The sequence below is a fragment of the Desulforamulus putei DSM 12395 genome, from assembly GCF_900129195.1.
GTDB classification, from domain to species: domain Bacteria; phylum Bacillota; class Desulfotomaculia; order Desulfotomaculales; family Desulfotomaculaceae; genus Desulfotomaculum; species Desulfotomaculum putei.
Window position 1 is genome coordinate 181,945 of record NZ_FQUY01000001.1, and the last position, 26,451, is coordinate 208,395.

The 26,451-nt window shown below is 51.1% G+C and carries 18 protein-coding genes, 1 pseudogene and 1 riboswitch; of the genes and pseudogenes, 18 read left to right on the forward strand and 1 reads right to left on the reverse strand.

Annotation, left to right across the window (positions count from 1 at the left end):
* The first annotated feature begins 19 nt into the window (after positions 1–19).
* The 17 genes from BUB67_RS00780 to BUB67_RS00860 all read left to right on the forward strand — a co-directional run bounded on the left by BUB67_RS00780 (position 20) and on the right by BUB67_RS00860 (position 24,141).
* A complete protein-coding gene (locus BUB67_RS00780; RefSeq protein ID WP_073234173.1) occupies positions 20–562 on the forward strand; it encodes a helix-turn-helix domain-containing protein in 543 nt (180 codons plus the stop codon).
* A 44-nt stretch (positions 563–606) separates the two neighbouring features.
* Positions 607–2,649 carry a hydantoinase/oxoprolinase family protein gene (locus tag BUB67_RS00785; RefSeq protein ID WP_073235046.1) on the forward strand — a complete coding sequence of 681 codons (2,043 nt, stop codon included), beginning with the start codon at positions 607–609 and terminating at the stop codon, positions 2,647–2,649.
* A 3-nt stretch (positions 2,650–2,652) separates the two neighbouring features.
* The gene (locus tag BUB67_RS00790) at positions 2,653–4,404 is read left to right on the forward strand and encodes a hydantoinase B/oxoprolinase family protein (protein ID WP_073234177.1); all 1,752 of its coding nucleotides are present in this window, start codon (positions 2,653–2,655) and stop codon (positions 4,402–4,404) included.
* Positions 4,405–4,737 (forward strand): cupin domain-containing protein, encoded by a 333-nt coding sequence (locus tag BUB67_RS00795; protein WP_073234180.1) that lies wholly within the window; start codon positions 4,405–4,407, stop codon positions 4,735–4,737.
* Positions 4,738–4,810: 73 nt separating this feature from the next.
* Positions 4,811–5,908, forward strand: a complete 1,098-nt coding sequence (locus BUB67_RS00800) for a M24 family metallopeptidase (RefSeq protein WP_073234183.1) — start codon at positions 4,811–4,813, stop codon at positions 5,906–5,908.
* A 28-nt stretch (positions 5,909–5,936) separates the two neighbouring features.
* The gene (locus BUB67_RS00805) at positions 5,937–7,286 is read left to right on the forward strand and encodes a purine-cytosine permease family protein (protein WP_073234186.1); all 1,350 of its coding nucleotides are present in this window, start codon (positions 5,937–5,939) and stop codon (positions 7,284–7,286) included.
* A 214-nt stretch (positions 7,287–7,500) separates the two neighbouring features.
* Positions 7,501–7,773 carry a cell division protein ZapA gene (gene zapA, locus BUB67_RS00810; RefSeq protein WP_073234188.1) on the forward strand — a complete coding sequence of 91 codons (273 nt, stop codon included), beginning with the start codon at positions 7,501–7,503 and terminating at the stop codon, positions 7,771–7,773.
* A gap of 146 nt (positions 7,774–7,919) precedes the next feature.
* Positions 7,920–9,629, forward strand: coding sequence for a DNA polymerase/3'-5' exonuclease PolX (gene polX, locus BUB67_RS00815; protein ID WP_073234190.1), 1,710 nt, complete (start codon positions 7,920–7,922; stop codon positions 9,627–9,629).
* Positions 9,629–10,204, forward strand: a complete 576-nt coding sequence (locus tag BUB67_RS00820; RefSeq protein WP_073234193.1) for a DNA-3-methyladenine glycosylase — start codon at positions 9,629–9,631, stop codon at positions 10,202–10,204. The genes polX and BUB67_RS00820 overlap by 1 nt, the downstream gene beginning before the upstream one ends.
* A gap of 42 nt (positions 10,205–10,246) precedes the next feature.
* Positions 10,247–11,197 carry a Nif3-like dinuclear metal center hexameric protein gene (locus BUB67_RS00825; protein ID WP_073234196.1) on the forward strand — a complete coding sequence of 317 codons (951 nt, stop codon included), beginning with the start codon at positions 10,247–10,249 and terminating at the stop codon, positions 11,195–11,197.
* A gap of 21 nt (positions 11,198–11,218) precedes the next feature.
* Entirely contained in the window at positions 11,219–13,765 is a 2,547-nt protein-coding gene (locus BUB67_RS00830) for a U32 family peptidase (protein ID WP_073234199.1), read from the forward strand.
* A 12-nt stretch (positions 13,766–13,777) separates the two neighbouring features.
* Positions 13,778–16,126, forward strand: coding sequence for an endonuclease MutS2 (locus tag BUB67_RS00835; RefSeq protein WP_073234201.1), 2,349 nt, complete (start codon positions 13,778–13,780; stop codon positions 16,124–16,126).
* A 471-nt stretch (positions 16,127–16,597) separates the two neighbouring features.
* Positions 16,598–17,986, forward strand: coding sequence for a cytochrome ubiquinol oxidase subunit I (locus tag BUB67_RS00840; protein ID WP_073234204.1), 1,389 nt, complete (start codon positions 16,598–16,600; stop codon positions 17,984–17,986).
* Entirely contained in the window at positions 17,977–18,981 is a 1,005-nt protein-coding gene (gene cydB / locus BUB67_RS00845; RefSeq protein WP_073234207.1) for a cytochrome d ubiquinol oxidase subunit II, read from the forward strand. Before BUB67_RS00840 ends, cydB begins: the two co-directional genes overlap by 10 nt.
* A gap of 134 nt (positions 18,982–19,115) precedes the next feature.
* Positions 19,116–20,849 (forward strand): thiol reductant ABC exporter subunit CydD, encoded by a 1,734-nt coding sequence (gene cydD, locus BUB67_RS00850; protein ID WP_073234211.1) that lies wholly within the window; start codon positions 19,116–19,118, stop codon positions 20,847–20,849.
* Positions 20,846–22,576 carry a thiol reductant ABC exporter subunit CydC gene (gene cydC / locus BUB67_RS00855; protein WP_073234213.1) on the forward strand — a complete coding sequence of 577 codons (1,731 nt, stop codon included), beginning with the start codon at positions 20,846–20,848 and terminating at the stop codon, positions 22,574–22,576. The genes cydD and cydC overlap by 4 nt, the downstream gene beginning before the upstream one ends.
* Positions 22,577–22,809: 233 nt before the next feature.
* Entirely contained in the window at positions 22,810–24,141 is a 1,332-nt protein-coding gene (locus tag BUB67_RS00860; protein ID WP_238456900.1) for a stalk domain-containing protein, read from the forward strand.
* A gap of 40 nt (positions 24,142–24,181) precedes the next feature.
* Here BUB67_RS00860 and BUB67_RS00865 read toward each other — a convergent pair.
* Positions 24,182–24,319 (reverse strand): annotated as a pseudogene (locus BUB67_RS00865) (superoxide dismutase family protein); the annotation flags it as partial.
* Positions 24,320–24,571: 252 nt separating this feature from the next.
* Positions 24,572–24,763, forward strand: a riboswitch (Lysine riboswitch).
* A gap of 100 nt (positions 24,764–24,863) precedes the next feature.
* Here BUB67_RS00865 and BUB67_RS00870 point away from each other — a divergent pair.
* A complete protein-coding gene (locus tag BUB67_RS00870) occupies positions 24,864–26,426 on the forward strand; it encodes a Na+/H+ antiporter NhaC family protein (protein WP_073234217.1) in 1,563 nt (520 codons plus the stop codon).
* Positions 26,427–26,451 lie beyond the last annotated feature (25 nt).

Here is a 26,451-nt window from a genome sequence, read left to right on the forward strand (position 1 = left end):
GGCAGCAGGAGGACAACGAATGGAGGAAATTTACGAAAAAATTCGGACGTTGCGGGTTCAACAGAATTTAACGTTGAAGGAACTAAGCGAGAAAACAGGGTTATCCGTCAGTTTTCTTTCACAGGTGGAAAGGGGCACTTCCTCTTTAGCCATCACCTCTTTAAAAAAAATAGCGGATGCCTTTAATGTTCCCATCACCAGCTTTTTTGACAGTGAAAACAATCAAAATTTCCTGGTTAAGGCCGAGGAGCAAAAACCCTTTCGGATTGAGGGATCAAAGGCAGAGTACACCAGATTGGGCGGGGAATTTTCCGGTAAGGTATTGGAACCTCTGCTTGTTACGCTGGATCCCGGAAAAACCCACGAAAATGTTTTCAGTCATCCGGGCGAGGAGTTCTATTACGTTTTAGAAGGGGCTGTCATTTTTAATGTGGATGGTAAGGAATATTTGGTGAAGAAAGGGGACTCCATCCACTATCCATCGGAATTGCCCCATTTTTGGCTTAACCCGTTGGAACAAAAGGCGAAGGTTTTGTGTGTTTTGACACCGGTCATTTTTTAAGTCGACCGGAATCCTATAAAATTTTTAAAGGAAAGGTGGTACTTATGCGGGTTGCAACTGACATCGGGGGAACCTTTACAGACCTGGTTTCCGTTGATGAGCAAGGAAGAATCAGTATTGCAAAAAGTCACACGACTCCTCCCAATTTTGAACAAGGGGTCATTGACGTCATCCAAAAGAGTGGTATTGAACCCGGGGAAATTGAGGCATTTATCCACGGCACCACGGTGATCATTAACGCCCTGACCGAGCGAAAAGGAGCCAAAACAGGCCTGATTACAACCAAAGGATTTCGTGACGTTTTGGAAATCGGACGGGGCAACCGGCCCGATTTGTATAACGTTCGCTATCAGAAACCCACACCCTTTGTTCCCCGCTACCTTCGTCAGGAAGTGGAGGAGAGACTGAATTATAAAGGAGAAGTCCTTACCCCTTTAAACAAAGAACAGGTTAAGGCTGTGGTTGAATATTTTAAACAAGAAAAGGTGGAAGCCATTGCAGTAACCTACCTGCATGCCTATGCCAATCCGGTTCATGAACAGCAAACCGTAGAAATCATTAAGGAACTCTGGCCGGAAGTAGCCGTTACAGCCTCCCACGAAGTAACCAAGGAATGGCGTGAGTATGAACGCACCAGTACCTGTGTTTTAAACTCTTATGTCAAACCCATCGCAGCCTTATACATCGATCGATTGGAATCAAAACTCAGCGAAATAGGTACCAAAGGCAAAAAATATATCATGCAGTCCAATGGCGGGACTACCACCTTTGCCCAATCCAAGATCACGCCCATCAATATGGTGGAATCCGGTCCGGTGGCCGGTGTTTTTGGCGCCGCAGTATTGGGCCAGATGCTGGGCGAAAAGAATATCATCGCCTTTGATATTGGCGGAACCACGGCAAAATGCTCCTTGATTGATAATGGCGAGGTTAAGGTCACGACAGAATATAAGATTGAAAAAACCGATCGCACCGCCGGTTACCCCATCAAGGTGCCTGTGGTGGATATTGTGGAAATTGGTAATGGCGGCGGTTCCATTGCCTGGATTGATGATGCCGGTTCTTTAAAAGTAGGTCCCCAGTCCGCCGGTGCCCTGCCGGGGCCGGTTGCCTATGGACGGGGAGGTATGGAACCTACCACCACCGATGCCAGCCTAATCACCGGCCGGCTCTCACCCAAAAACTTTGATAATGAAGTGAATATGGTGCAAGTGAGCAAAGCTATCCACGATAAGGTGGCGCAACATTTTAATTTATCCGTTGACGAAGCAGCATTAGGGATTATCCGCATTGCTAATTCCAACATGTTAAATGCCCTGAAATTGATTTCTGTCAGAAGGGGCTATGACCCCCGTGAGTTTACGATGGTTGCCTTTGGTGGCGGCGGCCCCATGCATGCACCAGCCCTGGCCAGGGAATTGGGGGTTAAAAAGGTCATTGTACCGGTGGCAGCCTCGGTATTTTCTGCCTGGGGCATGTTAATGACCGACCTCCGTCACGACTATATTCAAACCTTTATTCGCAGGGTTAATGAAGTGGATCCTAAAGAACTCAATCAAGAGTGGCAAAAGATAGAGGAACAGGCCCTGGCGCAATTCCGGGCCGAAGACATTGAGCCCGGCAAAGTTGTTTTCTCGCGTTTTGTTGATATGCGTTATTTAGGTCAGGAACATACTGTGAAGGTACCGGTTCCCAACGGAGGATGGGATCAAGCTGTGGTGGAAGAAGTGATCAGCCGGTTCCACAAGGTGCACGAACAGCATTACACGTTTAAATTGGAAGGGGCTGCAACGGAAATCGTCAACCTGCACCTGGTGTCCTTTGGCACCGTTAAGAAGCCGGAAATGTATAAGATGGAAATGGTAGGCGGTTCCGCCGAAGATGCCTTATTGGAGACCCGGCCGGTACTTTATGAAGGTGAAGGCTGGATCGAAACCAGGGTCTATACCCGTGAAAAACTGGCAGCTGGAGTAATTGTCGAAGGACCGGCCATTGTAGAGGAACCCTCAGCATCTACCGTCATTTACCCGGGACAATCTTTAACTGTTGATATCTATGGCAACCTGATTATTCGGACGGGGGTGTAATCTATGAGTCAATCCGTTAACCAACAGATAGATGCTTTTACCCTGGATATTGTCAAGGACTCCCTTATCGCCATCGGCGAAGAGATGTTCTACGCCTTGGCACGTACCTCTATGAGTCCCATTATCTATGAAGTATTGGACTATGCCAGTGGCCTGACAGATGTCAACGGACAACTGCTTACCCAGGGGAACGGGGCCACGGGGTTTATTGGCTTACTGACCTTTATGGTGAAGGAAACCATTGCCAAGTTTGGTAAAGAAGGTCTGAAACCGGGCGATATTATCATTATCAACGATCCCTACGTCGGTGGTGGTTCGCACCTTTCTGACGTGGGTCTGGTGCTCCCCATTTTCTATCAGGGAGAACTGGTGGCCTTTTCGGCCAACAAAGCCCACTGGACCGAAGTGGGCGGCAAGGATCCCGGTTCCTGGACCACGGATTCTACGGAAATATTTCAGGAGGGTCTGCAATTCCCCTGTGTCAAGATTTATGAAGAGGGTAAATTGAACCAGGCCTTGGTGGATATTATCGCAGCCAATGTTCGATTTCCGGATCTCTCCCTGGGCGATATGTGGGCTCAGATTGCTGCTCTGCGTACCGGAGAAAGACGGTTTATCGAACTTTGCGACAAGTACGGTAAGGATGTTGTGATGGCTTCCATTGATCGCTTGCTGGAGCACGGGGAACAGATGACCCGCAAGCAGTTGGCCCTGCTGCCCAAGGGAACCTTCGAGGCGGTTGATTATATTGACGACGATGGGGTAGGCAATGGCCCCCTGAAAGTGCAGGTTAAGGTTACCATTACAGATGAAAAATTTATCTGCGATTTTCGTGGCAGCCACCCGCAAGTGCTGGGCCCGGTGAACTGCTCCTATGCAGCGCTGGTTTCCGCTGTTCGCATCATATTCATGGCCATTACTAACCCGTCACAGGATGTCAATGACGGCATTTTCCGCCCCCTTGAGGTGATTTCTGATAAGGGATCCATTTTCTCCTGCGAGCGCCCGGCAGCAGTTTCTACTTATTGGGAAACCATGAATTACGGGGCCGACCTTATCTGGAAAGCCCTGGCTCCGGTGCTGCCCCATCGTCTTACAGCAGGTCACCTGTTGTCTGTATGTGCCGTCATCGTTTCCGGTATGCACCCGGATACCAATGAACCATTTCTGATTGTTGAACCATCGGTGGGCGGCTGGGGTGCCGGTCAAGGAAAAGATGGTGAACCCGGGCAATTCTGCATTGGTGACGGTGAAACCTTTAACGTACCGGTTGAGGTTGCGGAAACTCGCTATGGTGTTATGGTTGAAGAATACAGCTTCCGGACTGACGGCGCCGGTGCCGGTGAGTTCCGGGGTGGTTCCGGTTGCATCCGTACTTACCGGGCCCTAACGGATAACCAGTTTGTCACTGCTACTTTTGGCCGACATAAATATCTCCCCTGGGGATTTAACGGGGGTAAGGACGGTTCCGAAAACTCCTTCACCATTATTAAAGCCAATGGGGAGACCGATGGTCCCTTTGGTAAATATGCCCGCTATCCCCTCAATAAAAACGATGTTGTTCGCCTGGTAACCGCCACCGGTGGGGGTTACGGGGATCCCTTTAAGCGGCCGGCTGAAAAGGTGGCCATGGATGTCAAAAATGAATTTATCACTCTGGAACAGGCCAGAATTGACTACGGAGTCATTATCGATCCAGAAACCTTTGCAGTGGTTGGATTTACCGAAGAGCGTTTACAAAAGGAGAGAAAGTAATTGGAGATTGTAACCATTAAAGATGCAGAGGCCGATCAGAGCTCCGATGTCATTATGAAGACTTTGTTTGGTGACAATGTAAATGATGGGCGTACCCGATTTGGTACTGTTATGATTCCACCGGGAATTAGAATCCCCGCCCAGGGAGCGAGTTCCCATGATGCAGATGAATACTCTGTTGTCCTCAAAGGCTCTATTGTGACCATGAGCGGCGGGAAAGAATACAGAGTGACCAGTGGCCAGGCAACCTTTATACCTGCCGGTGAAGCCCACTGGTGCCTTAATGACGGGAATGAAAACTGCGAAATTATTTGGGTTTTGGTGAAACGTTAGGGTCTTTAGGGAGCCTTACCTGATTTGGGGCAAGGCTCCCTCCCAATAAACCATGTCAAAGGAAGGTGGTATATTGAGTGTACACCTGCAAAGATTTATAAAGGCTCAAGGTCTGCTCTCAGGAAATGAACTGGGAGCGGTGGTGGTAACATCTCCTCCTAATTTTTTCTATTTCAGTGGTATGTGGCTGGATTCAAAAGAAAGATTACAGGCCATTATCATTCCCAAAACAGGCACACCAAAGATGATTGTGCATGAAATGTTCAGGGAAGAAGTAAATCCCCACGCAGGTGTGGAGCCAATATTTTGGTCCGATGGGACACCTGCTCTGGAGCTATTGGCCAATGTTTTACCCTCAACCGGAATTGTCTCCATTGACAACCAGTGGCCCAGCGGCAATTTAATTCAGCTGATGGGTCTCAGGCCGGAACTTACTTTTGTTAACAGCACACATATTCTGGGGGGTCTCCGTTTACAAAAGGACGAAACAGAAATTAAATTATTGAAAGAGTCTGGAAATTGTGCTGACCAAATTATGGACAGAATTATTCAGTTTATCAAACCTGGCTTTACGGAGATAGAAGTGGCAGAAGAAATTAAACGACTCTTTAAAGAAGAGGGGATCTATGAGCTTTCCTTCGAACCCATCGTAGCCACCGGCGGCAATGCTGCTATCCCGCATCACACTCCGGATGATACCGTTCTGCGGGAAGGGGACACTCTGGTGATTGATATGGGAGGGATTAAAAATCATTACTGCTCCGATATTACCCGGACCATTGTGCTGGGAGAAGCAACCCCGGAGATTAAAAAAGTATACGAAGTGGTTCGCTTGGCACAGGAAGAGGCGGTGAATGCCATCCGACCGGGGATTCCCATGCAAGAAATTGATCAGACAGCCAGAAGGATCATTACTGAAGCAGGGTATGGCCCCTATTTTACCCATCGTACCGGACACGGTTTGGGGATTGAGGTTCATGAGGAGCCCTATCTAGCACCGGGAAACCAACAGTTATTGGAAGAGGGAATGGTCGTCAGCGTAGAGCCTGGAATTTACCTGCCCGGACAATTTGGTATCCGGATTGAAGATATTGTTGTGGTCACGGCCAGCGGTGCTGAAAGACTGAATCATTTTCCCCGCCATTTGATTTGTACTGAGGTACAAAAGTAAAAATTTAAAAAGGGGGATCGAATGTATTATGGAAGATAACGTATTAAACAAGAGTATCGAAATGGATGAAGCCTTATCGGCAATACCCGAGTCCGAGCGACAACACTGGTTGACACCGGCGATGATTTTTGGCGGATTGGAATTTACCATTCCGGTGCTCATGGTAGGAGCCATGTTGACCGCCAGTTTTAGTTTATCTCAAATTTTTTGGATTCTGGCAATTGCGTTGTTCACTTTTCAATGGGCCGGCAATGCTATTAACGGGTACATTGGGGCAAAAACGGGCCGAGCTTCTTCGGTGATTGCCCGGACCGGTTTTGGTTCAGCCCAGGCCAAAGTGATAGTGGCTTTAACTATCTTTGTTGTATCAACCTGCTGGTGGGCCCTGCAAACAGCTGTGGCCAGTAATGCAATCTCTGCTATGCTGGGCATTGATTACAAAACGGAATGGTTTACCTGGGCTATAATTACTGTGATTATCGGTTTAGTCTTTGCTCTACCATCCATCATTGGGTATTCATCCATGAAATGGACCGACTACTTAGCCGTTCCTTCCGGACTTATACTGATCATAGCAAGTATTTATTTGGCTTTTAAAAACATTGGTTGGGAAAAAATATCCTCATGGTCTCCTGAACCCACCATGACATTTCTGGCTGCTGTAAGTTTGATTATTGGCGTGAACGTTTCCCAGTGGGTCATTTCGGCTGATTATACCCGGTATGCCAAACCCCGAATAAAAGACAACATACTAATCCCCCTGGGGATCATCCTGGTTGGTTTTCCGCTGTTTTATGTTGGCGCTATCATGTCTGTCGGCGTTGGCAATGCTGATATCGTGCAAGTCATGGTTAATCTGGGTTTTCCGTTCTGGGGCTTCTTAATTTTGTGGTTGGCAACATGGACCAGTCAATTGGTTAACAACTACAGTATGGGCCTGGCCCTTTCTAATTTACTGAATGTAAACTCCGGCAAAGGTCGTGCTTTCCTTACTTTTATTGGTACATTAATTGCTATAGGTATTGCTCTGGCCGGCATTTTAGATTATTTTATGGATTTCTTATATATGACGGCTTTGATTTACCCGGCCATTGCAGGGGTTGTATTTGTTGATTTCTTTTTCCTACGGAATCAACAGTGGGTGGATAACCCCGGTTGGAACTGGATGGCCACCATTGCCATCGTCATCGGAACCTATTGCGGCTATTACACCCAATATGTCAACCCCTTCGGTCTGCCAGCAGTACAGTCATTGCTTGTGACAGGAATCTGTTATTATGCCTGCATGAGAATTAAGGCGAAGATTTCACCGGATCATTTTACACCTGATCATTGGAAGGATCCTAATTTTTCTAAAGGCATACAGGAAAGCGTGTAAAGGACGCGAAAGGCACTACCCGGAATAGGGTTAGTGCCTTTATGCTTATTTTTTGCAGCCCTGGTCAATCCCGGGGCTCTCCATTTTAAATCGAAAAAATATCTGTAAGACATTAAATTATTGAAATGTTATATACTGTTAATTGTTAAAACATGAAGGATTTTGCAGGTTGACAGCGAATAGACATACAGCAAAGGTTTGGGAGGTACGTTCCATGTCCGATCAGACAAACAGGGTGGAGGTCGAAATTTTTGGTGAGTACTACACCTTAAAGGGCAATGAATCCCCGGAATATATGATGAAAGTGGCACAAATTGTTGATAAAAAAATGGTTGAGGTAAGCCAGAGAAATACCAGATTGTCTACCAATAAAGTGGCTGTCCTGACGGCTGTCAATCTGGTGGATGAACTTCTGAAACTGCAGGAGCAGTACAATAACCTGTTGCGAATGATGGACCCGGAAAATGAAAACTCCAGCAACTCATGAGCAATCATGAGTTTTATTTTTCACCTTGAAAGCAAAAAAGCCATGGCTGCTGCCTGCGCGGCGTCAGCCGGGTCATTCTAAGCGCCATTTATAAGATTTTTGTAATTTGTAAAGTATAGTAGTATAACAAAAACGGGGCGGTGTGCATGCAAAACATTGAGATTGCCTGGATTTTCAGCGAGCTGGCTGATTTGCTGGAAATAAAGGGTGAGGATTTTTTTAAAGTAAGGGCCTACCGCCGGGCGGCCCAAGTCTTGGCTCATCTGGAACAACCAGTGCAGGAATTGTACCGCCGGCACATGCTGTCCAAAGTTCCAGGCATTGGTAAAGCCATCGAAGGGAAAATAAAGGAAATCCTGGAGACAGGGAAACTGGAAAAACATCAGGAACTTTTAAGGGAAATACCGCCGGGGGTTCTTGCCGTTAAACAACTGCCCGGCATCGGCCCGGTCCGGGCTAGGGTGTTGTTTAAGGAACTGGGTGTCACCAATTTGGCTGAACTGGAGCAGGCCGCTAAAGAACGCCGGGTGCGCACCCTTAGAGGTTTCAGTTCCAAGATGGAATGGGATATCCTGAACGGCATCGAAATGGTCCGCCACCGCCAGGGCAGGACCCGCCTGTCGGTGGCCCGGGAATTAGCCGCTGAGTTGACGGAGTTTATCAAACTGCTGCCTGGCGTCAAGGAAGTGTCAGAGGCGGGCAGTACCCGGCGCTGGAGGGAAACCGTCGGGGACCTGGATCTGGTGGCTTCCGCTGCGGACCCGGCACCGGTATTAACCGCTCTGGCCACCCATCCCAGGGTGAAAGAAGTCACCGAGCAGCAAAGCAATCGCATCCGTGTCTATACATGGTGGGGGTTGTCCGTGGACCTGCAGGTGGTTGCCCCGCAGGAATACATCGCAACCCTGCACCGTAATACAGGTTCCAAAGCCCATTATGCCAAACTGCAGGAAGTTGCGCAAAGTCAAGGCTTTAAACTGAACCACCATGGCTTGTTCAACCAGGGAGGGCAATGCCTGCCCATACAGCATGAAAAAGACATTTATGAAGCCCTGCATATGGAGTATATACCACCGGAACTGCGGGAGGACCGTGGTGAGGTGGAGGCAGCCCTTGCCGGAAGCCTGCCGTCCATCATTCAGCTGGCAGATATTAAAGGGGATTTGCATATCCATACCACCTGGAGCGACTCGGTCATGGAACTGGAGGATGTGGTGAAACGCTGCCGGGAAAAGGGGTATGCCTACGCGGCCATCACCGATCATTCCCGCTCCCTGAGGATCGCCAACGGCCTGGAACTGGACCGGCTGCAGGAGCAGCACCGGATCATCCGGGAGATGAATGAGCAGCTGGAAGATTTTACACTGCTCACCGGGGTGGAGGTGGATATCCTGCCAAACGGTGATTTGGACTACCCGGATGAAATTTTAGAGCCGATGGATGTGGTCATCGCCTCGGTGCACAGCGGCTTCAAGCAGAGCAGAAAGGAAATCACCGAGCGCATTACAAAGGCCATGGAAAACGAACATGTGGACATCATTGCCCACATGACCGGCCGCGTTTTGGGAAGAAGGGAATCCTATGACCTGGATGTGGAAGCGCTCATTGAAACGGCGGCCAAGACCGGCACCATCCTGGAGATTAATGCTTCGCCGGACCGGTTGGATATTAACGATGTTTATGCCCGTATGGCCAGGGATGCGGGTGTAAAAATATGCATCAATACAGACGCTCACGATGCCAGAAGGCTGGACGAAATGCCCTACGGGGTGGCTGTGGCCCGCAGGGCCTGGCTGGAACCACGGGATGTCGTCAATACGTTGGATATCGAGTCATTGCGTGAGGTGCTGCGATAATGTTACGACCGCTCCCCGTGGAATTTTATGCCCGGGATACCGTCCTGGTGGCCAGGGAATTATTGGGTACTTTACTGGTCCATGTTACGGATGAAGGAACCACCATAGGAAAAATTGTGGAAACCGAGGCCTACCTGCAGGGGGATCCAGCTTGCCATGCTGCCAGGGGCATGACACCCCGCAACAGCGTCATGTTCGGCCCGCCGGGTCGGGCCTATGTTTATTTCACCTATGGCATGCATTACTGTTTCAATGCTGTAACTGCCGCCGAAGGGGTGGGCGAAGCGGTGCTCATTCGGGCTGTGGAACCCCTGGAAGGGCTGGATTTAATGAGAAAACGCCGGGGTAGGGACCGGTTGCATGAGTTGTGTGCCGGTCCCGCCCGGCTGGTACAGGCCTTTGGCATCACCGGGGAGCACAACAGAGCTGATTTAACCCGGGGACCGTTATTTATTGCTCCTGCCCCAGAACCGCCCCCGGAGATTCATGTCACCACCCGTATTGGCATCAAAGAAGGAGCGGATTTACCTTTGCGTTTTTACATAAAAGGCAATAAATTCATCTCCAAGAAGTAAATGATAAGTAAATAATATAACCAGAGAGGGGAAACGATTACGATGAAATTAAAGGAAATCTATGATTTAATTATTAAAATGGGCATTGAACACGACCCCAGGGGAACCGAAGCAGTGCAAAAGCAACTGGCAAAAGAGAAAAAGAAAATCGAAGAAATGAAAGAGGAAGAAAAGAAAGAAGTGGACCAGGACCGCTTGTTTAATCCCTACACCGACACCAGGGTTCTGTACGGTGATCCGGAGCGGCAGGTCAAGCGAATCCTGGCAGGCATTGATATGGAAGTGGGAGAGGTCCTTCTGGCGGATCGGCTGGGTGAAAAGGGCCGGCCTGTTGATTTAATGATGGCCCACCACCCGGAAGGAAAGGCAACCGCCGGCCTGTATGACGTGATGCACCTGCAGGAGGACCTGCTGGCCCGGCTGGGTGTTCCCATCAACGTTGCCGAGGGAATCATGGCCGGGCGCATCGCCGAAGTGCGCCGGGGATTGTTGCCCCTGAACCACAACAGGGCGGTGGACGCGGCCAGGCTGCTGGATATTCCGCTGCTGTGCTGCCATACACCGGCGGACAATATGGTAACGGAATTTGTACAAAAGAAGATTGATGAGAATAACTGTGAGACCCTGGGGGATATTATCAAGGTCCTGAAGGAAATACCGGAGTATGCAGAGGCTGTTAAAACCGGCGCCGGTCCCACCATTGTGGTGGGTTCCAAGGAACGCCGGGCAGGCAAGGTCTTTGTGGACATGACCGGCGGCACCAGCGGTTCCGAGGACGCCTATGCCAGGCTGGCCACTGCCGGCGTGGGGACCCTGGTGGTCATGCACATCAGCGAGAAACACCGCAAGGAGGCCGAGAAAAACCACGTCAACGTGATTATTGCCGGGCACATGGCCAGTGATTCCCTGGGCATGAACCTGATCCTTGATGAAATCGCCAAACAGGGTGTGGAGATCCTGACTTGTTCCGGCTTAATCAGGGTACAAAGATAATTCCCGATAGGAGGTACCCTCATGATTCAAGGACCCGAGCTGCTGGCCCCGGCGGGTAGCTGGGAGGCGCTGGTGGCGGCCGTGCAAAACGGGGCGGATGCCGTTTACCTGGGCGGGAAGATGTTTAATGCCAGGCAATCTGCCAACAACTTTGATCACGATGAACTGGCCCGGGCGGTGGAATACGCCCATATTCGTGGGGTTAGGATTTACGTCACGGTCAATATCTTATTGGCGGATCACGAGTTGGAGGAAGCCTTGGGCTTCCTCCACTTCCTGCAGAATGCAGGTGTGGATGCGGCCATTTTACAAGACCTGGGGCTGGCCAGGCTGGCCAGGGAAGTGATCCCGGAACTTTCCATCCATGCCAGCACCCAGATGACCGTGCATAACATACCGGGTGTCCGGTTGATGCAGCAGTCCGGGTTTGACCGCATCGTCCTGGCCAGAGAAATGAGCCTGGAGGAAATCGCAGCCATTAAACAGGAGACAGGAGCTGATTTGGAGGTCTTTGTCCATGGCGCCCTGTGCGTGTGTTATTCCGGCCAGTGCCTGATGTCCAGCCTGATCGGCGGCCGCAGCGGTAACCGGGGCAAGTGTGCCCAGCCCTGCCGGCTGCAGTACCGTTTGGTGGACGAAAAAGGCAGGACCCTGGCGGACCCCGGCCGGGTGGGCGAATACCTGCTCAGTCCCAGGGATATTAACACCGGCGCCTACATCCCGCAGTTAATTGACGCGGGCATCAACTCCTTTAAGATCGAAGGACGTATGAAACGCCCCGAGTATGTGGCCACGGTGGTTCGCATCTATCGTAATTTGATTGACCGGGCCCTGGAAAATAAGAATCATTACCGGGTGGAGAAAAAAGAGGCTAGGGATTTGGCACAAATTTTTAACAGGGATTTCAGCCCCGGTTACTTGTTTGGCAACCCGGGCAGAGATTTAATGAGTTTCAAGCGCCCCAACAACCGGGGGGTGCGGCTGGGCAGAGTAAAAGGCTATAACCCCGGGAATAAAACCATTGAAATTATGTTGGAAGAACCCCTGCGCGTCGGGGACGGTATTGAGGTATGGGTTAGCGAAGGGGGTCGTAGCGGGGTAGAGGTCAACAGCATCTTGGTTAACGACAAACCGGTGGAGTTTGCCCCGGCAGGAACCTTGGTGGGTCTGTCCATCCCCGGCAAGATCAGACCCGGGGACCGGGTCTTCAAAACGCATGATGCGGCATTGATGGAAAGGGCCAGGGAGACCTTTACCTCACCCCGGGAAACCAGAAAAATACCCCTGCAGCTTTGGGTCCGGGCCAGAGTGGGAGAACCTATGTACCTGCGGGTGGTGGACCACCAGGGGTTTACTGCGGAGGGCTACAGTGATGAAATATGCCAGGAAGCCCGGAAGCGCCCGTTAACCGCTGAATTCTTAAAGGAACAGCTGGACAGGCTGGGCAACACGCCCTTTGCCCTGGCTGACCTGGAAGCTGATCTGGAGGATCGGGTCATCTTACCGGTGCGGGAAATCAATGAACTGCGGCGCCGGGTACTGGCTGACCTGGAACAAAAAAGGGCCGGGACCTTCAGGCGGCCCGGCTTAGCGGAACACCTTTTCAAGCAGCGTTTACGGGGAGCCTTCAGTAGAATTCATAAACATGAACCGCCCCGTACGACGGAACCGCTGCTGGCGGTCAATGTAACCGACATCACTTCATTGCAGGCGGCGGTCAGCTACGGCGCCGATATTGTTTATTTCGGCGGGGAAAGTTACCGTTCCAAGGGGATTGTCACCGAAAAAGACTTGCAATACGGTCTGGAGTTTTGCCAGAAAAACGGCGTGTCGCTGGTGCTGAATTCCCCCAGGATTTTGCACGACAATGAGCTCAGTAGTTTTACCGGCCTGTTACAACGTGTTGTCGATCTGCCCCTCAACGGGATTCTGGTGGGCAATCTTGGCTTATTAAAAATCATCAAAGAGTACACCGATAAACCGGTGATTGGTGATTTCACCCTTAATGTCTTTAATACCGCCACTCTCCACTATTTAAAGGAACAGGGGGTTGCCAGGGCGGTCCTGTCTCCGGAATTAACCATCAAACAAATGCAAGAAATGGCCGCAACCACCCCGCTGCCCCTGGAGGCGCTGGTGCAGGGGGCCCTTCCCCTGATGAACTCCAAGTACTGCCCGGTGGGAAGCGTGCTGGGGGATTTTTCTACCGGGAAAAAATGCACCGGCCCCTGCAGCAGCAAAAGGTGCGGTCTCAAGGACAGGATGGGTCTGGTCTTCCCCATTGAGGTGGACCGGTACTGCCGCATGCACCTGTTTAACGCCAAGGACCTGTGTGTCATTGAAGACGTGCCTGTCCTGCTGGCTTCCGGCATTACGGTGCTGCGTATTGAGGCTAAAAAGGAAAACCATGAGTATGTGGCGAGAACGGTAAACCATTATCGTAAAGCCATTACAAGATACAAACATGGAATGCGGGACGAACGAAAGGACCGGGAAGCCAAAGAGGACTTGGAACAACTGAGCGCTGCCGGCATTACCAAGGGGCATTATTTCAGGGGAGTCATTTAAGGAGTTTTACGAATGGAACGAACCATAAGACGTTTGGAATTTGACAAGGTTTTAGAACGACTGGCGGCCTGTGCCCAATCGGATTTAGCACGGGAAAAAATTAAGGCGCTGGTACCCAGTACCGACCCGGTTCTCATCAAGCGCTGGCAGGCGGAAACCACGGAGGGCAGGGAATTATTACGGTTGGACCCCATGGCAGAACTGTCCGGCTGGCATGACATCCGGGAGGCCCTCACCAGGGCGGCCCGTTTTGCCGTGCTTGCGGCGGAGGAATTGTTTGCCGTGGGAGAAACCCTGGCAGCATCCCGCCGGATTAAAAAGTTTTTCAGTGAAAAGAGCGACCGCTACCCGCTACTCTCGGAGATTGCGGCATCCCTGACCAACCAGGCCCAATTGGAAAAAAATATTCTGCAGGCCATCCTGCCGGGCGGCGAAATGGCAGATGATGCTTCACCGCAGTTGCTGCAAATCCGGCGGGGCATCCTGCGGGCCCAAAACCGCATCCGGGAGCGAGTGGAAAGCATCATTCGTGCGCCTGAAAACCAGAAATACCTGCAGGAACCCATCATTACCATCCGCAATGATCGCTATGTGGTGCCGGTTAAGCAGGAATACCGCAGTCAAATCCCCGGCATTGTTCATGATCAGTCCGCCAGCGGCGCCACCCTTTTTGTGGAGCCCATGTCAGTAGTAGAGGCCAACAACGAGGTACGCCGGCTGGTGGCGGCGGAGAAACAAGAAATACAAAGAATTCTGGCGGAACTCTCGCACGGTGTCAGCGCCGTTGCCGAGGAGATCTCCATTGCTCTGGAGGCTTTGGGTGAACTGGACTTTATCATGGCCAAAGCCCGTTACAGCCACAAGCTGAAGGCCTGGAGCCCTAAAATTATCGAAGGGGCTCTGATCGACATCAAAAAGGGACGCCACCCCCTGTTGCCCGGGGATGCGGTACCCGCCACCATTTCACTGGGGAAAAACTTTAAAACCCTGGTGATTACCGGTCCCAACACCGGGGGCAAAACCGTGACCCTGAAGACCGTAGGGTTATTTACTCTCATGACCCAGTCAGGGTTGCATATTCCGGCTGAATCAGGCACCGAAATGGGAGTCTTTAAAAAGGTCTTTGCGGATATCGGGGATGAGCAAAGCATTGAACAATCCCTCAGTACCTTTTCCTCCCACATGACCAATATCGTGAATATTTTGGAGCATGCCGGCGAGGACTCCCTGGTACTGCTGGATGAACTGGGAGCGGGCACCGACCCCACCGAGGGGGCGGCGCTGGCCCGGGCCATCCTGGAAGAACTGCATGGCCGGGGCGCCTGTACCATCGCCACCACCCACTACAGTGAATTAAAAAACTATGCCTATACAACGCCCGGGGTAGAAAATGCCAGTGTGGAATTTGACGTGGAGACCCTGCGTCCCACCTACCGCCTGTTAATCGGCCGACCCGGCCGCAGCAACGCCTTTGAAATCTCCGCCAGGTTGGGTTTGCGGCCGGAAATTGTCAGCAGGGCCCGGCAATTTCTCACCACGGAACAGGTTCAGGTGGCTGATTTGATTAACAAGTTGGAAAAAACCCAGCAGGCAGCGGAAAAGGATCGGGAGGAAGCGGAGGCCCTGCGGCGGGAAAGCGAACAGCTGAAGGAAAAATACCGCAAGCTGGCAGAGGAGTTAAGGGCTAGGAAGGAAGAGATTTTAGCCAAGGCCCACGAAGAAGCCCGCAGGCTGGTCCGCCGGGCCCGCCTGGAGGCGGAGGAAGCCGTCAAGGAACTGCGTGCCAAATTGGCCGAAGAAAATACCAGGAACCGGGAAGAGGCCATTCAACAGGCCCGCAGCAAGCTGCAGCAGGTAACGGACAAAGTGGCGGCCAAAGCGCCGGAGCCCGCGGACACCGGTGAAATTCCCCGCCAGGTCAAGCCCGGTGAGGAAGTTTTTCTGCCCAGGTACAATCAGAAGGCTTATGTGCTGGGTGTGTCCGATGACAACGTGCAAGTCCAGGTGGGCATTATGAAAATGTTTGTACCCATCAAAGAACTGCGCAGGGTCAAAGAGCCCCGGGTCACCACCGGTGAAACCAGGGTGGGCAAAGTTCTGGCGGATAAAGCCCGATCCGTCGCTACCAGTCTGGACCTCAGGGGCATGACCGGAGACGAAGCCCTGCTGGAAATTGAAAAATACCTGGACGATGCCTTCCTGGCCGGCCTCAACAGTGTCATTTTAATCCACGGCAAGGGCACCGGCGCCCTGCGGGCCGCGGTGCACCGGGAATTAAAAAACCACCCCCGGGTCAAATCCTTCCGCCTGGGCGAAGCAGGCGAAGGCGGCGCCGGGGCCACGGTGGTTCAGTTAAAGTGAATTCTATAATAAGCAGATGGAATCTTCTAATAACCCTGCAGCGTTGCAGGGTTTTTATATTCTGTTGCCATTATGATGATTTTAAGTTTGCGGAGAAATATGAAAGTAATAAGAGGAGACAGCCAGATCTTGCCAAGCATTTGTAAAACACATTTCAAGGTTCGTTTTTTACCCGGGTCCGTTATTAACCAATTTACGTAATAAAAACGCAAGAAATTTGTAATTGACATCAACCAGTAAGTACGTTATAGTTTCCTTAAAAGTACACTAAAATAGTATACTTTTGTTATTACATTTTTCTTCTTTTAAATTACAAATACATGAACTTTTACAAACAAAGCAGCCACTGCAGCAAATTTTTTGTATACTTTTGGAAAGGGGGAGGAGTCAGCATACCTCAGACTAAGATTTTGCCCGGGCCAATGACGAACTTATTTATGAGGATGATAGAAAAAATGAGGGGGGATATTCATGACTGAACTTTTGCTGGCCAGGTGGCAGTTCGGCATCACCTCGGTGTATCACTTTCTGTTTGTTCCTTTAACACTGGGGCTGTCCGTGCTGGTTGCCATCATGCACACCATTTATGTCCGGACAGGTAATGAAACCTATAAAAAGATGACCAAGTTCTGGGGCAAATTGTTTTTGATTAACTTTGCCATGGGTGTGGTCACCGGTATCGTTCAGGAATTTCACTTTGGTATGAACTGGTCGGAATATTCACGGTTTGTCGGTGATATTTTTGGCGCGCCCCTGGCCATTGAAGCGCTGCTGGCTTTCTTCCTGGAATCCACCTTTCTGGGCATATGGATCTTTGGCTGGGATAAATTGCCCAAGAAACTTCATGCCCTGAGTATTTGGATGGTGGCCGTCGGCAGCAACCTTTCGGCCCTCTGGATTCTGATTGCCAACTCCTTTATGCAGCAGCCGGTGGGTTACGCCATCCGCAACGGGCGGGCTGAAATGACTGATTTCTTTGCCCTTATCACCAATCCCCATGTGTTTTACCAGTTTCCGCACACCGTCCTAGGCGGATACGTAACCGCCGCCTTTTTTGTTATAGGCATCAGCGCTTACCACCTGCTGCGTAAAAATCACCCGGACTTTTTCCGCCGCTCCTTTAAAATTGGTCTGGTTTTCGGTCTCGTCAGCATCATTTTGGTCACCGCCGTGGGTCACTTCCAGGCCCAGTATCTGGTTAAAGCCCAGCCCATGAAGATGGCTGCGGCAGAGGCCCACTGGGAGACCGCCGACCCGGCGGCCTTTGCGGTGGTGGCGGCGGTGGATGAGAAAAATCAAACCAACACCTTTGAGATTGCCATTCCCAGGATGCTGAGCTTCCTGTCTTATAACAGTTTCAGCGGCGAGGTCAAGGGGCTCAAGGATTTACAGGCGGAAGCGGAAGCCAAATACGGCCCCGGGAACTATATACCGCCGGTCACCTCGGTCTTCTGGAGTTTCCGCATCATGGTGGCGGCCGGTGCATGGTTGGTACTGATGGCCTTTGTGAGCCTGTACCTGTGGAAGTCCGGTCAGTTAGAAGCAAAGCCGTTGGCCCTCAAGGCCCTGTTCTGGAGTATTCCTGTGCCCTATATTGCCAACTCCACCGGTTGGTACCTGGCGGAGGTTGGCCGCCAACCCTGGATGGTTTACGGTCTGCAGAAGGTGGAAAGCGCTGTTTCACCGTCGGTATCCACGGGAGAAATTCTTACCACCTTGATTGGCTTTACCTTGGTTTACGGGATTTTAGCCGTGCTAGATTTATACTTGCTGGTAAAATTTATTAAGCAGGGGCCTGAAGAAACGCCCGTGTCCATTGACCTGGGGACATCCGGCAAGGAGGTGTCATTATGGACTTAAACATTCTCTGGTTTATTCTGGTCACTGTCCTGTTCATCGGCTTTTTCTTTCTGGAAGGTTTTGACTACGGGGTGGGGATCCTGCTGCCTTTTTTGGGAAAAAACGATACTGAACGCCGGGTGGTCATCAATACCATCGGACCGGTTTGGGACGGTAACGAAGTTTGGTTGATTACGGCAGGGGGCGCATCCTTTGCAGCTTTCCCCAACTGGTATGCCACCCTGTTCAGCGGGTTTTACCTGGCCCTTTTCTTAATCCTGCTGGGCCTCATTGTCCGTGGTGTGGCCTTTGAGTTCCGCAGCAGTGACAGAAATCCCGCTTGGCGTAACCTGTGGGACTGGATGATTTTCGGGGGAAGCTTTGTCTCCGCTCTGCTGTGGGGTGTGGCGGTAACCAACCTCCTGCAGGGGGTTCCCATCGATGCCAACATGCAGTACGTCGGGACCTTTTTCGACCTGTTGAGTCCCTATACCCTGGCGGGGGGACTTACCACCTTACTGGTATTTACCCTGCATGGGGCCCTTTTCCTGACCCTGAAAACCGAGGGGGAGATGGAGGAGCGGGCCCGCGCTATCGCTGGCAAGACAGGGGCGCTGGCCATACCGGTGGTTCTTTTGCTGGCAATTCTTACTTACACCCGGACCGACCTGTTTAGTAAGACCGGCGCTGCCGTGGTTTTTCTGGCATCTGCTGCATTCCTGGTGCTGGCCTGGCTGCTCCTGCGGGCCGGCAAAAACGGTTGGGCCTTCATTGCCAACAGTTTAACCATCGTCCTGTTTACGGTGTCCATGTTCTGGGCCCTTTTCCCAAGGCTGATGGTATCCAGTCTCAGTCCTGAATGGAGTCTGACGATCTATAACGCGTCTTCCAGCCCCTATACCCTGAAAGTGATGACGGTGGTAGCTCTTACCATGGTGCCCATTGTTTTGCTGTACCAGGCATGGACCTACTGGGTATTCCGCCACCGGGTCACCGCTAAAGAGTTGCATTACTAGAATAAAAAACATGTTTAAGAAATGATGACAAAGGGCTGGCCAAATAGGTTATAATAGGTAACGGCGAATGGAGGCGGGGCAAGGATGTAAACTTTGCCCCGTTCCGATTTTTTATTAATGAGGGGTAAACGGTGATGATTGATAAACGGTTGTTGGGTGAGGCCCGCAAGGTCCGTCTTTTTTTAGCCTTTACCGTTGGCCTGGGGCTGGCTGCCGGTCTGATTGTGGTGCTGCAGGCGGCTTCCCTGGCCCGGGTGGTGAACCAGGTTTATCTCCAGGGTCGCAATCTTAAGGAAGTGTGGCCCCTTTTAATCATGCTTTTAGGGCTGATTTTTCTGCGGGCGATTCTGGCCTGGGGAAGCGAGGTCTTGTCTCACCGGGCTGCCGCCCGGATTAAGGGAGACTTGCGCCGGCAGTTGTTGCAGCGCCTGTTTGCGCTGGGCCCGTTGCATGTTCGGGGGGAGCGTACAGGAGAGTTGGTCAACCTGATGACGGAGGGCATCGAGGCGCTGGAAGATTATTTTGCCCGTTATTTACCCCAGTTGGCCCTAGCTGCCATCATCCCCCTGACCATCCTGGTCTTTGTTTTTCCCATCGATTTAACCTCCGGACTGATCCTTTTCTTGACGGCCCCGCTGATTCCTTTCTTTATGATTTTGATCGGTAAATGGGCAGACCACCTGACAAAACGGCAGTGGGGTCACTTAAGCCGGATGAACGCCCATTTCCTGGATGTTCTGCAGGGACTTACCACTTTAAAGCTGTTCGGGAAGAGCAAAGCCCAAATTACAGTCATCGCCAGAATCAGTAACGAATTCCGGAAAACCACCATGGGGGTGCTGCGGGTGGCTTTCCTGTCGGCCCTGGTGTTGGAACTGCTGTCCACTATCAGTACGGCTCTGGTGGCGGTTGCCTTGGGGCTGCGCCTGGTGTATGACCGTATTTCCTTTGAACATGCCTTTTTTCTGCTTTTACTGGCGCCTGAATTTTATTTACCCCTGAGGCTCCTGGGAAACCAGTTCCATGCCGGCATGGCCGGGGTCACAGCAGCCAACCGCATCTTTGCAGTTTTGCAGACGCCTTTGCCGAAAACCGGTGACAGGCAGGAAGGGTTGCAGCCGGAAACTCAACTGCTACGCATCTCCTTTAAAGAGGTGGGTTTCACTTACCCGGGTGGCGACCGCCCGGCCCTGCAAGGGGTTACCTTTGATCTGCGGGCGGGAGAACGGGTGGCTCTGGTAGGGCCCAGCGGCGCCGGGAAAACCAGCATAGCCAACTTGCTTTTACGATTTGCTGATCCCGGGGAAGGTATCATTGAGGTGAACGGGATACCGCTGCAGCAAATCCCTGCCGATCAGTGGCGCAGGTTGATTTCCTATGTGCCCCAGCATCCTTATCTTTTTTATGGATCGGTGGCAGATAATATACTGCTGGGTCGACCCGGCGCCTCTATGGACCAGGTGAGGGAAGCGGCAGAGCTGGCCGGAGCCCATGAATTCATTATGAAATTGCCCCGGGGTTACGACACGCCGGTGGGGGAATTGGGCCTGCGGCTCAGCGGGGGGCAGGCCCGGCGTTTAGCCCTGGCCCGGGCCTTTTTAAAGGACGCGCCCCTTTTGATTTTAGATGAGGCTACGGCCGGGCTGGACCCGGCCAGCGAGCAGGTTATACAGGAGGCGCTGGAACGACTGATGCAGGGGCGCACCGTTCTGGTTATCGCCCACCGGTTGTCCACTGTTTACCGGGCTGACCGTATCCTGGTGTTGGCCGGCGGCAAGGTGGTGGAGCAGGGGCGTCATCAGGAACTGGTGGATATGAAAGGTCTGTACTACCGTTTGGTGACTGCTTACCGGGGTGAGGCTGTATGAAAACATTTCTCCGTCTGCTGCGCCTGTTGGCCCCCCATTGGAAAATGATGCTGTGGGCAGTTCTGTTAGGTTTCTGTACGATTGGCAGCAATGTGGGATTAATGGCCACATCGGCCTATCTGATTGCCTGGGCGGCACTGCACCCGCCGATACTTAATTTGATGGGGGCCACTGCAGCTGTACGTTTCTTTGGCATTGCCAGAGCGGTGTTCCGTTACCTTGAACGTTATTTTTCCCATCACGTTACCTTCCGGCTGCTCAGCCAGCTCCGGGTATGGTTTTATCAGGCCCTTGAGACCCTGGCTCCGGCCCGGCTAATGGATTATCGCAGCGGGGATCTTTTGAGCCGTATTGTGGCGGATGTGGAAACCTTAAAGAATTTTTACCTGCGGGTGCTTTCTCCACCGCTGGTGGCCCTGATGATACTTGGGCCGGTATTTGCATTGCTGGCCCATTTTCAAACGAAGTTTGCTTATGTAGTGATATTTTTCTTCCTTCTGGCAGGCGTGGTGGTTCCGCTGGGCATCAGGCTTCTGGGGCGCCGGGTGGGGCGGCAAAGGGTAGAGACCAGGGCCCGGCTGCACGCTCATCTGGTGGACAGCATTCAGGGCATGACCGAAATTGTGGCCTTTCATCAGGCGGAACAGCGGCTGACAAAGATGAACAGCTTAAACCGAGAGTTGCTGCAACTGCAGGGCAGGATGTCCACCCTTGCCGGACTCACGGGTTCTTTAACCGGGTTCGCCATGAATTTGGCCATGTGGACAGTGCTGGTCCTGGCCATTCCAATGGTAGAAAGCGGTGAATTGAAGGGGATCTATTTAGCCATGTTAGCCCTGGCTGTGCTCAGCAGTTTCGAGGCTGTGGCGCCCTTACCTTTAATCTTTCCCCATTTAGAGGAGAGCATGGCGGCGGCCAAACGGCTTTTTGATATTACCGATGCCGAACCTGCCGTCCAAAGCCCTGCGGTTTCAGCCGGCAGGCCGGAAAAATATGATCTACAGGTGACAGGTGTAAGTTTCCGTTATGATGCCGAGAGTCCCTGGGCATTGAAAAATCTTGATTTCTGCTTGCCCCAGGGCGGGCGAGTGGCGGTGGTTGGCCCCAGCGGAGCCGGCAAGAGCACCCTGGTCAACCTGCTGCTGCGCTTCTGGGATTATGACCGGGGTTCCATTTGTTTAGGAAGTAGAAGCCTTAAGGAATACAGCCAGGAGGATATCCTGAGTTTGATCGGAGTGGTGACACAGCGTACCCATCTCTTTAACGCCACCGTCCGGGAAAATCTTTTGCTGGCCAGGCCCGGCGCCGGCCAGGAGGAAGTCATCCAGGCGGCCCGGCGGGCCAGGATCCATTCCTTTATTGAAAGTCTGCCGCAAGGCTATGAAACTTATATCGGGGAGGGCGGGTTTAAACTTTCCGGCGGCCAGCGGCAGCGCCTGGCCATTGCCAGAGCGCTCCTTAAGGATGCTCCCGTCCTGATCCTGGACGAGGCCACGGCGGGACTTGACCCGGTCACTGAAAAAGAGGTGATGGAAGACATTTACGAATTAATGAAGGGACGGACCACCCTGGTCATTACCCACCGGTTGACGGGGCTGGAGGTTATGGATGAGATCGTGGTTCTGGACAGGGGGCAGGTGGTGGAACGTGGGACACAGGAGGAACTTCTCCGGCAGCACGGGCTCTTCCGGAAAATGTGGGATCTTGCACACCAAATAATAAGTTAGGTACCGGGTAGCCATTGGCTGTTGGTCATTGGTTATTGGCTATTGGACAAAAACCAATAGCCAACAGCTATTTTGCTTTTATGTGCCGGTGTTCTTCCTCAACCGGCACCACTGACAGGAAATTCTATTGGATTTAATTATTTGTCGAAACAGGAAGGTGTACGGGTATTATTTAGCTAATTAATTAACAGTCTAAGTGTTGTCCAAATGAAAGGATGGTGACCATTTTCCCTTTGAGTAAATTTAGAAAATCACTGGTATCTCTTTTATGTGGAGGAATACTGCTTTTTGCCGCGGCACCGGCAGGAGCCACCATGACCCATGAGGCTAACATCGTGATTAATGGGTCCCCGGTTGTCATTGCCGCCGGAGATCAACCAGCGATGATCCTGAACGGGAGAACCTATGTACCTTTACGGGTCATTAGTGAACATCTGGGTATCAGGGTGCAGTGGTTGCCGGCAACCAAACAAGTGGTTATCGCCACCGCAAATAACTTATCCTCAAGTCTGCCTGAACGATCGGAGAAGCCCAGGGATATACAAATCGTTATAGACGGTAAGGTGTTACAAGTGTCTCCGGAGCTTGGACAACCCTTTATCACTGCCATGAACCGAACGGTGGTCCCTTTGCGGGTGGTTGGCGAAGCACTGGGATGTGAGGTGAGCTGGCAACAGTCCAGCCGTACGGTGGAGATAAAAACAAAGCCGTCAACCCCGGAACCTCCCGGCCAGCCACCGGCGGACAGCACGCCAAAGTCATCTCCGGCAGACCTGTCATTGCTGCAGGAACTGGCCGGATATAAGACAAACCTGCGTTTGGTAGATAAAACCGTCATCAACTCCGAGGAACTGCTTAAAATGGACCCGGCAAGCTTCAGTCCGGAACAAATGCAGTTGTTTAGGCAGTACAGGGATCAACTAAGCAAATATGATGCTAAAATTAAACTGCCCGGCGGCACCGTGATAAATACGGCAGACTTGACCATTATGGGATCGTCAGTGGCTACGGCTGACCAGTTAAGGGCCTGGATTGCGGCAGAAACGCCACGCATTCGGGCCAAGATGGAACAACAGTTGAAACGTAAGTTTATTCCCATACCGGATTTGGCCGAACTCTATATAAAAATTGGCGCCGAATATGGCGTCCGGGGTGATTTGGCCTTTGCCCAGGCTGCCAAAGAGACCCATTACTGGCAGTTTACCGGGGATGTACAACCCTGGCAGAACAACTTCTGTGGGCTATGGGCCACCGGAAGTCCCTGTACCGGACAGGAATCCTTAAACGGCGCTGACCCCACACAGGTCCGTTTTGAGCCGGGTGTTCACGGGGCCATCTTTGTGACGCCCGAGGCCGGAGTGGAGGCCCATATTCAGCACCTGTACGCCTACGCCACCAAAGACCCGCTGCCACCGGGCAAGGTTCTTATTGACCCGAGATTTACTTTGGTGAACCGCGGCATTGCTCCCACCTGGCAAAAATTGAATGCCCGCTGGGCAGTTCCCGGCACAACCTATGGGCAAAGTATTATTCACGATTATTGGAAGCCTGCCCTGGCAAAATAATCACGGCAGTAAAATCCCGAGGGGAGTCCCTCGGGATTTTTTACCGGAGCTTTCTGATGACCCCGCAGGTCAAACGTTTCCCCGCGTCACCCGCCGGCTGGGTGCGGTAATCGTCCGGGTTCTGGTGAATAATAACGGCCTTTCCTATGGCCTGAGCAACATAAAATTTGTTGGTAAAAAGTTAGTTAAACAATATTAATTCAATATTTTGTAGATATAACAGATAAGTAGGTAATAGCAAAATCACATGCAATGATTATTTGCATTTAGTGTGTGTCTTGTTATATCCTGGTGTAAACAGATATTGTTTTTGTATAAATATACCGCTACACGATTGAATATTAAATCACTTTTTCAGTTGACTTATCAATAGGGTTGTTATACTATTAAGATTGGAATTGAATATTATGCCTCATCTTAGTTTTATCAAAGGTGAGGTAGAGGTCGCGGGTTATTAAGAGTACTTGAGATGAGACTGGGAGAGTCAATGAATTTCAAGGAAAGGAATACCTGCCGAAGCATTTAGAGTTTCCCGCTCTAAATGCTGGGGTTGTGCCGAACAGGTACAACACTGTCACAGGAAATATTCCCTTCATATTTCCTGTGGAGCACTATCTTACTATTTGGAAGGAAAGGAGGAGGCATGGGTATTATTAAAAACAACTGGTGGTAAGCCCTGGTTGTTTTTGTTTTTTAATTTTATTGTAAAGGAGTCGTGTTTTATGGAATATCAATGGCTATCGATCATACCGCCTGTGCTGGCCATTGGTTTGGCTTTAATTACAAAGAGAGTTCTTCCTTCTCTTGCTTTAGGAATTATATCCGGCGCTTTTATTCTCAGCAGTTACCAGCCTGTTGCTACCGTTACCAAGGTCTTTGGTATTATGAGTGAAAAATTGACCGACAGCTGGAATTTGTCAATCTTATCTTTTCTTGTGATTTTAGGCATCCTGGTTCACCTGGTGACCATTGCAGGCGGTTCCGCCGCCTATGGCAAATGGGCTGCATCTAAAATAAAATCAAGGGCCGGAGCCCAGTTGGCCACCGTATTTCTGGGTATCATGATCTTTATCGACGACTATTTTAACAGTTTAACCGTAGGGACTGTAATGAGGCCGGTAACCGACAAATTTAACATTTCCCGGGCAAAGCTGGCATACATTCTTGATGCCACTGCGGCACCTATCTGTATTATTGCACCTGTTTCCAGCTGGGTGGCAACGATTTTGTCAACCATGGGCGATAAATTTAAAACCGCAGGTATTGGCATGGAGCCCTTTTCTGCCTTTATGATGACGATACCCTTTAATTTTTATGCCTGGTTAACCATTGCCATGATGCTTATCATCTGCTTTTCAAAAATTGAATTTGGCCCCATGGCCATCCATGAGGAAAGAGCCCTTACAAGCGGCGATGTAGGTGGCTTGAGCATGGGAGAGAACGTCTACCGGGAGGCCAGCAGCAAAGGGACTGTTTGGGATTTGGTGATTCCCATTGCCGGCTTGGTGGTATTTGTCTTAATTGCCATGACCTATACCGGCGGTTACTTTGATGGCGGGATCTCTGTTTTAGATGCCATCAAAAATACCGATGCTGCCAAATCGTTGCTTTATGGCGGTACCGCAGCTTTACTGCTAAGTTTGCTGATCTTCCTGCCCAGGGGTGTTGTTTCCTGGGGACAATTACCTAGGGCTGCCTATGGCGGTTTCATGGCCATGCTGCCTGCCAACCTGATTCTTATTTTTGCCTGGACCATTGGCGGTATCATCAGTGAGTTGGGTACCGGTGTGTTTTTGGCAAACCAGCTGGGGGATAAACTTCCATTCTGGGCTTACCCTGCCCTGGCCTTTATTCTTTCCGGTTTTATGGCCTTTGCAACCGGCACCTCCTGGGGAACCTTTGCCATTATGATTCCCATTGCCATTGATCTGGCCTTGGTGGTGGATCCCCAATTGTTAATCCTGCTGATGGCCTCTGTACTGGCAGGGGCGGTTTATGGAGACCACTGTTCTCCCATTTCCGATACAACCATTTTGTCTTCCACCGGCGCTGCTTGCAAGCACATTGACCATGTAAGCACGCAATTGCCCTATGCCACACTGGTGGCCGGTATATGCTTTATAGGTTATGTTATCTCAGCATTCCTAACCAAAGTTACCGGCAGCCTGCTGCTAAATGCTGCTTTCACGATGACAATTTCTTTAGGTCTTTTAGTTTTCTCCTTAAATTTCCTGAATCGCTTACGCGTTGCCAGAGCGTCAAGAAGTAAGGTGTCTGTGGTATAACAAAACCAAGATGCCCCTGCCCAAA

Coding starts and splice junctions, on each gene's coding strand:
- BUB67_RS00840 (WP_073234204.1), top strand. CDS start 16,598: ATGACTGAACTTTTGCTGGCCAGGTGGCAGTTCGGCATCACCTCGGTG.
- BUB67_RS00790 (WP_073234177.1), top strand. CDS start 2,653: ATGAGTCAATCCGTTAACCAACAGATAGATGCTTTTACCCTGGATATT.
- BUB67_RS00830 (WP_073234199.1), top strand. CDS start 11,219: ATGATTCAAGGACCCGAGCTGCTGGCCCCGGCGGGTAGCTGGGAGGCG.
- cydB (WP_073234207.1), top strand. CDS start 17,977: ATGGACTTAAACATTCTCTGGTTTATTCTGGTCACTGTCCTGTTCATC.
- BUB67_RS00870 (WP_073234217.1), top strand. CDS start 24,864: ATGGAATATCAATGGCTATCGATCATACCGCCTGTGCTGGCCATTGGT.
- BUB67_RS00785 (WP_073235046.1), top strand. CDS start 607: ATGCGGGTTGCAACTGACATCGGGGGAACCTTTACAGACCTGGTTTCC.
- polX (WP_073234190.1), top strand. CDS start 7,920: ATGCAAAACATTGAGATTGCCTGGATTTTCAGCGAGCTGGCTGATTTG.
- BUB67_RS00835 (WP_073234201.1), top strand. CDS start 13,778: ATGGAACGAACCATAAGACGTTTGGAATTTGACAAGGTTTTAGAACGA.
- cydC (WP_073234213.1), top strand. CDS start 20,846: ATGAAAACATTTCTCCGTCTGCTGCGCCTGTTGGCCCCCCATTGGAAA.
- cydD (WP_073234211.1), top strand. CDS start 19,116: ATGATTGATAAACGGTTGTTGGGTGAGGCCCGCAAGGTCCGTCTTTTT.
- BUB67_RS00780 (WP_073234173.1), top strand. CDS start 20: ATGGAGGAAATTTACGAAAAAATTCGGACGTTGCGGGTTCAACAGAAT.
- BUB67_RS00805 (WP_073234186.1), top strand. CDS start 5,937: ATGGAAGATAACGTATTAAACAAGAGTATCGAAATGGATGAAGCCTTA.
- zapA (WP_073234188.1), top strand. CDS start 7,501: ATGTCCGATCAGACAAACAGGGTGGAGGTCGAAATTTTTGGTGAGTAC.
- BUB67_RS00825 (WP_073234196.1), top strand. CDS start 10,247: ATGAAATTAAAGGAAATCTATGATTTAATTATTAAAATGGGCATTGAA.
- BUB67_RS00820 (WP_073234193.1), top strand. CDS start 9,629: ATGTTACGACCGCTCCCCGTGGAATTTTATGCCCGGGATACCGTCCTG.